Annotated in this window: 6 protein-coding genes; all 6 read left to right on the plus strand. The window is 65.4% G+C overall.

What is annotated here, in order from left to right; translation table 11 throughout:
* The first annotated feature begins 8 nt into the window (after positions 1 to 8).
* The 6 genes from lepB (at position 9) to RDU24_RS16020 (ending at position 6,242) form a co-directional block, all read left to right on the plus strand.
* Positions 9 to 728, plus strand: coding sequence for a signal peptidase I (lepB, locus tag RDU24_RS11530; protein ID WP_308735912.1), 720 nt, complete (start codon positions 9 to 11; stop codon positions 726 to 728).
* Between the two features lie 9 nt (positions 729 to 737).
* A complete protein-coding gene (locus RDU24_RS11535; protein WP_308735913.1) occupies positions 738 to 1,595 on the plus strand; it encodes a DMT family transporter in 858 nt (285 codons plus the stop codon).
* 78 nt (positions 1,596 to 1,673) lie between these two features.
* Positions 1,674 to 3,242, plus strand: a complete 1,569-nt coding sequence (locus tag RDU24_RS11540) for a YifB family Mg chelatase-like AAA ATPase (protein WP_308735914.1) — start codon at positions 1,674 to 1,676, stop codon at positions 3,240 to 3,242.
* Positions 3,243 to 3,450: 208 nt separating this feature from the next.
* A complete protein-coding gene (locus RDU24_RS11545) occupies positions 3,451 to 3,999 on the plus strand; it encodes a hypothetical protein (RefSeq protein ID WP_308735915.1) in 549 nt (182 codons plus the stop codon).
* Positions 4,000 to 4,320: 321 nt separating this feature from the next.
* A complete protein-coding gene (locus RDU24_RS11550) occupies positions 4,321 to 4,980 on the plus strand; it encodes a nitrate reductase (RefSeq protein ID WP_308735916.1) in 660 nt (219 codons plus the stop codon).
* 29 nt (positions 4,981 to 5,009) lie between these two features.
* Positions 5,010 to 6,242 carry a (Fe-S)-binding protein gene (locus tag RDU24_RS16020; protein ID WP_374989768.1) on the plus strand — a complete coding sequence of 411 codons (1,233 nt, stop codon included), beginning with the start codon at positions 5,010 to 5,012 and terminating at the stop codon, positions 6,240 to 6,242.
* Positions 6,243 to 6,314 lie beyond the last annotated feature (72 nt).

The raw sequence follows: 6,314 nt of genomic DNA on the forward strand, positions 1-6,314 counted from the left end.
GAACGAGCATGAATCCGAGATGGCTCAAGACGCTCAAGGAATACGTGGAGGCGCTGCTCGTCGCGGTGGTGCTGGCGCTGATCATCCGCGCCTTCGTGGTGCAGGCCTTCAAGATCCCCACCGGCTCCATGCTTGAGACCCTGCAGATCGGCGACCAGCTGCTCGTCAGCAAGTTCCACTACGGCCTCAAGATGCCCTTCTCCGACCGCATCCTGGTGGATGTGTACGAGCCCCAGCACGGCGACATCGTCGTGTTCGAGTACCCCTTCGACGAGAAGCTCGACTCCAGCCGCCCGACCCTGAAGGACGTGGACTTCGTCAAGCGCATCGTGGGCGTCCCCGGCGACACGGTGGAGATCCGCGCCAAGGAGGTCTACGTCAACGGCAAGCACGTCACCGGGCCGTACGTCCAGCACACCATGGCCGACATCGAGCCAAGCCCCCTGCCCGAAGGCCACCCGGACGTCACCGTGGACCCCAAGACCTACTTCGACCACTGCGAAAGCGCGAGCGCCCCCTGCAGCGCCAAGCGCGACTGGATGCCCAAGATCACCGTGCCCGAGGGCAAGTACTTCTGCATGGGCGACAACCGCGACGAGTCCTTCGACTCCCGCTTCTGGGGCTTCGTGGACCGCTCCGCCATCAAGGGCAAGGCCATGATCATCTACTGGTCGTGGACAAGCCCCACCCACATCCGCTGGGAGCGCATCGGCCGCCTGCTGCACTAGCCCGCTCCGGTGAAGGAAGGCACGAAGGCAACGCTGGCGCTGGTGGCCACGGCGCTCATCTGGAGCTCCGGCGGCCTGGCAGTGAAGCTGGTGGACGTGAGCCCCATGGCCATCACGGGCGTGCGCGGCGCCATCTCCGCCCTGACCATCCTGCTCATGATGCGCGGCGCGCTTGACCTCCGGCCCACCCGCGCGCGCCTGGGCACGGCCCTGTGCTATGCCGGGCTGCTGCTCGGCTACGTGGTCGCCATGAAGATGACCACCGCGGCCAACGCCATCCTGCTGGCCTACACCGCGCCCATGTACGTCGCGCTGCTGGCTCCGCGCCTGCTGGGCGAGCCCACCCGCCCGCGCGACTGGCTGTTCGTCCTGACCATGCTCTGCGGCATGGTGCTGTTCTTCCTCGACCGGGTCTCCACGACGGGCCTCTGGGGCAACGTCATCGCCATGGGCACGGGGATGCTCTACGCGGCCTTCACCCTGTGCATGCGCGCCCAGAAGGACGCCTCGCCCCTGGAGGCCGTCGCGCTGGGCAACATCATCACCGCGCTCATCGGGCTGCCGTTCCTCCTCTGGGAAGGCCTGCCCGACGCCTCCGGCTGGCTGGGCCTGGTCTACCTGGGGGTGGTCCAGCAGGGCCTGTCCATGGGCCTCTACGTCTGGGCCATCAAGCGCCTGGGCGCGCTGGAGGCCATCCTCATCATGACCCTGGAACCCATCCTGAACCCTGTCTGGGTGGCCCTGGGCTACGGCGAGATTCCCGGCCTGTGGTCGATCCTCGGCGGGGCCGTGGTGCTCTGCGCCGTGACGCTGCGCGGCGTGTCCGGCGCGTTGCGAAAGCCCGCCCCGGCCTCCGCACCGGCCTGATTGCCTTGACTTTCTAGACAAAGCGCTCCCGGTATGGCATGATCTATAGGCACAGCCGCAGAAAAGGAGCATCCCCCCGTGATCGCCAAAGTCAGCACCGCCGCACTGCTCGGCATCGAAGCCCTTCCCGTGTCCCTGGAGGTCGACCTGACCCGCTCCGGCATGCCCGCCTTCACCCTCGTTGGCCTGGCCGAGGGCGCCGTGCGCGAGGCCAAGGAGCGCGTGCTCGCGGCGCTGAAGAACGCCGGACACAAGCTGCCGCCCGCGCGCATCACCGTGAACCTCGCCCCCGCCGACCTGCGCAAGGAGGGCAGCGCCTACGACCTGCCGCTGGCCCTGTGCCTGCTGGCCGCCAGCGAGGCCATCGACCCGCGGCACCTCGCCCCGGAAGGCCCGGACCCCAAGGTCGGCGGCTGGTTCCTGGCCGGGGAGCTGTCGCTGGACGGCGCGCTGAAGCCCGTGCCGGGCATCCTGCCCCTGGCCATCCTGGCCCGCGACCAGGGCGCGCAGGGGCTCATCGTGCCGGGCGAAAACGCCGCCGAGGCCGCCGTGGTGCAGGGACTTTCCGTCTACGGCGTGGACAGCCTGTCCCAGGCCGTGCGCATCGTCACCGGAGAGGACCAGCCCGCGCCCGCCGTGGTGGACGTGGACGCGCTGTGGGCGGGCCAGGCCGGGTGCGAGGGCGACTTCGCCGAGGTCAAGGGCCAGGACCACGCCAAGCGCGCCATCGAGATCGCCGCCGCGGGCGGGCACAACCTGCTGTTCGTCGGGCCTCCGGGCAGCGGCAAGACCATGCTCTCCCAGCGCATCCCCACGGTGCTGCCGCCGCTCACCTTCGACGAGGCGCTGGAAGTCACCAAAATCTACTCCGTGGCAGGAATGCTCCCGCGCGAGGCCGCGCTCATCGTGCGCCGCCCCTTCCGCTCGCCGCACCACACCATTTCCGACGCCGGGCTCATCGGCGGCGGGGTCTGCCCCCGGCCCGGCGAGGTGTCCCTCGGCCACAGAGGCGTCCTGTTCTTAGATGAGCTGCCGGAGTTCAAGAAACACGTGCTGGAGGTGCTGCGCCAGCCCCTGGAAGACGGCCGGGTGACCATTTCCCGCGCGGCCCAGGCGCTCACCTACCCGGCGGACTTCATGCTCGTGGCGGCCATGAACCCCTGCCCCTGCGGCTACCTGACGGACGACCGCCACACCTGCACATGCTCGCCGCTGTCCATCCTCAAGTACCGGTCGCGCATCTCCGGCCCGCTCATGGACCGCATCGACCTGCAGGTGGAGGTGCCCGCCGTGCCGTACGAGGACCTGAAGGCCCCGCGCGGCACCCGCGACTCGGCCACCATGCGCGCAGGCATCGTCAAGGTGCGCGCGCTGCAGGCCGAACGCTACAAGGATTCGAGCATCCGGCTGAACGCCGACCTCCAGGGCGCGCTCCTGGAGTGCTGGTGCAAGGTGGGCGAGGGGGAGCACCAGTTCCTGGAGCAGGCCGTGCGCCGCCTGGGCCTTTCCGCCCGGGCGTACACCCGCGTGCTGCGCATCGCCCGCACCATCGCGGACATGGAGGACGCGGAAGCCATCGAGATTCCGCATCTGGCCGAGGCCATCAACTTCCGCACCATGGACCGGGTGAACCAGCCGGGGGGGTGAGGGGGCTGTCAAGAACGTCACTTTACGGCTGGCGCGGCTGAAGAAGCTGGGCACACGCATTAGCCAGCGCGCGAATGGAACTGAGGGGAGCAGATGTTGGAAGAAGTGAAGCGGAGGGTGCTTTCGGGGAGAGCGGTGCACATGTTGCAGGAAGTTGCGGGTGGATGCAAACAAAAATATGTGAATCGCTACTACTAAGGGGGCGATGATGAGGAAGCGGGTGTTTGTGATATTGTGCTGCTTTGTTTTTCTCCACATGCCCATGGCAACTGCAGGAACTGATGCAATTTGCAAGAAAAGACATACAGACAATCTTGACGCGTACTTCGAGACAGATGTTGAACATATAATTACGTGTGCAAAGCATACCGAGGTGACAGATCTGAACTTTGTCTCAACAACGCTAGATGAGTCAAGCCCTGTTGCTATATTGTATTATAACAATAACGAAAGAAATTCTAATGGGTTTGCTGCTGTATTTCACCTGCTCAGCAAAACAGTTAAAACACTTAGATACGCCACGTTTAGGGTCAGTGGAGGAACAATAACTCCACCTGAAGCGGCGTTTATGACTACAAGATATAGTTTCTCGAGCATTCCGTCGATTGTTGTTTACCGTGCCTCTGCGGACGGTGTTGATGTCTCCCAAATTCGTGGTCATGTTAAAAATTCACGAGACATCAATGGCCTATACCTGGAGTCTCTTGATTATATCGTAAACGTTGTACTTCGGCCGCAGAGTACAAGCCCAAAATAGTCACCGCAGAAACGTTGGCTGTAGTGACACCATACCAATAATAGACCATCATCCATCCATGTGCACTTTGATTTCGTTGGCAGTTATACTCGTGTTGGCAACGCCTACAAGGAGCGCTCGGGCTGGGTCTGCCCGGCCTGCGGGCTGCTGGCCATGGACCGGGTGAACCAGCCGGAGGGATAGTCCCCAATCCCCACCGCAAAAGGGGAATTGCCCTGCGCCGCAAGTTCTGATACCCAGGACGGGTACCCGGCGGACCGCGCGCACGCCCACCAATGCCTGCCACCGCCCGGCCCTGGCCGCGCGCACTCAGGAGGAACCGTGACCCTGCTCAGCCTGTATGATTTCGCCGCCGGCCCGCTCTTCGCCTTTTCCTTCAGCGTGTTCGCGCTGGGCTCAGGCTGGCGCGTGCTGCGCTTCGTGCTCCTGGCCCGCGCCGCAGACCCAGCCGCCCTCAAGGGCTTCCGCCCGTCCTGGGCGCTGAAGAGCATCCTGCGCTGGCTCGTCCCGGCCAACATCACCGCGCGCGAGAACGCCCTCATGACCGCCGCGGGCTTTTCCTTCCACCTGGCGCTCCTCGGCGTGGCGCTCTTCTTCTCGGCCCACGTGGTGCTGGTGGACCTGGCCTGGGACGTGTCCTGGCCCACCCTGCCCGACGAGGCCGCCGACTGGCTGACCTACCTGTTCCTGGCCTCGGCGGCGTTCCTGGCCTGGCGGCGGCTCAGCCTGCCCCACGTGCGCGCCCTCACCACCGCCTCGGACTGGCTGGTGCTGGCCCTCACCGCCGCGCCCATGCTCACCGGCCTCATCGCCTACCGCCAGTGGGGCGACTACGACCTGTTCATCACCCTGCACGTGCTCTCGGGCAACCTGATGCTCCTCGCCGTGCCGTTCACCAAGCTCTCCCACGCCGTCTTGTTCTTCGTCTCGCGCGCCGTCACCGGCAGCGACTTCGGCAAGCGCAACGTGGGCGCCTGGTAATCGCCCAGTAGAATCGGCAAGGAGACGCAATGGACTTAGGCATCCTGAAACAAGCCCTGGCAGGCAAAAGCGGCGCGCGCCTCAAGCTCTGGATGGAGATCTGCGCGCGCTGCGGCCTGTGCGCCCAGGGCTGCCACTTCTTCCAGTCCGACCCCCGGCCCGAGCACGTGCCCGCCTACCGCCTGAAGCCCCTGGCCGAGCTCATCCGCAAGAAGGGCGACGTGGACGAGGCCTTCATGCAGTGGCTGGTGGACACAGCCTACGGCACCTGCACCATGTGCCAGCGCTGCACCATGTTCTGCCCGCACGGCATCTCCATAGCCTTCCTGGTGCGCGCCACCCGGGCGCTGGCCGTATCGCAGGGCATGACCCCGCAGGGGCTGGCCTCGGGCCTGGCCAACGCGCTGGAGTTCGGCAACAACCTCGGCATCACCGAGGAAGAGTACATCGAGACCGTGGAATGGCAGCTGGAGGAACTCCAGGCCGAAATGCCGGACGCCGTGGCCCCCATCGACAAGAAGGGCGCCGAGGTGCTCGTCACCTTCCACCCGCGCGACATCAAGTTCTACCCGCAGAACCTCTACTGCTACCTCAAGCTGTACAACGCCGCCGGGCTCGACTTCACCCTCACCAGCGCCAAGGGCTGGGACTCCACCAACATCGGGCTCTTCGCCGGGGACGACCCCGCCGCCGCCGAGCTGGCCGGACGCGTCGTGGCCGCGGGCGAAAACCTGGGGGTCCGAACGATCCTCACAGCCGAGTGAGGGCACTCCATCCGCGCCCTCAAGTTTGAGGGACCCAACTGGCTGAAAAGAGACTTCCCCTTCGAGGTGGTGGCCCCCATGAAGATGTGGGCCGACCTCTTCCGCGCGGGCAGGCTCAAGCTCAAGCACCATTTTTACAAGGAATCGGCCACATTCCAGGATTCCTGCAACTTCATCCGCAACGCCGGGCACTTCGAGGACTCGCGCCTGCTCTTGAACCACGTCTGCGCCGACCTGCGCGAGATGTACCCAAACGGCGTGCATACCCACTGCTGCGGCTCAGGCGGGGGGCATGGACTCATGGCCGAGTACAAGCAGAAGCGCCTGGCCACCGCCAAGGCCAAGGCCGAGGCCATCCGCGCCACCGGGGCCGAGGTCGCCGTGGTGGCCTGCCACAACTGCGAGGACGGCATCCGCGACGGCCTGAAGACGCACGAGGTGCCCGCGCAGGTGCATCTGTTCAGCAACTACCTGGCCGAGGCAGTGGACCTGGACTAAGAAAAGAGATGCCTCCGGCGGCCAAAGGGCCTGAGGCCCTTTGGAATCCCCATATCAAGCGAAAGGGCTTGG

This window comes from Humidesulfovibrio sp., from assembly GCF_031082295.1.
Classification (GTDB): domain Bacteria; phylum Desulfobacterota; class Desulfovibrionia; order Desulfovibrionales; family Desulfovibrionaceae; genus Humidesulfovibrio.

Excerpts from the sequence above, each read along its gene's own strand:
- RDU24_RS11545 (WP_308735915.1), top strand. The coding sequence starts at position 3,451 with ATGAGGAAGCGGGTGTTTGTGATATTGTGCTGCTTTGTTTTTCTCCAC.
- lepB (WP_308735912.1), top strand. The coding sequence starts at position 9 with ATGAATCCGAGATGGCTCAAGACGCTCAAGGAATACGTGGAGGCGCTG.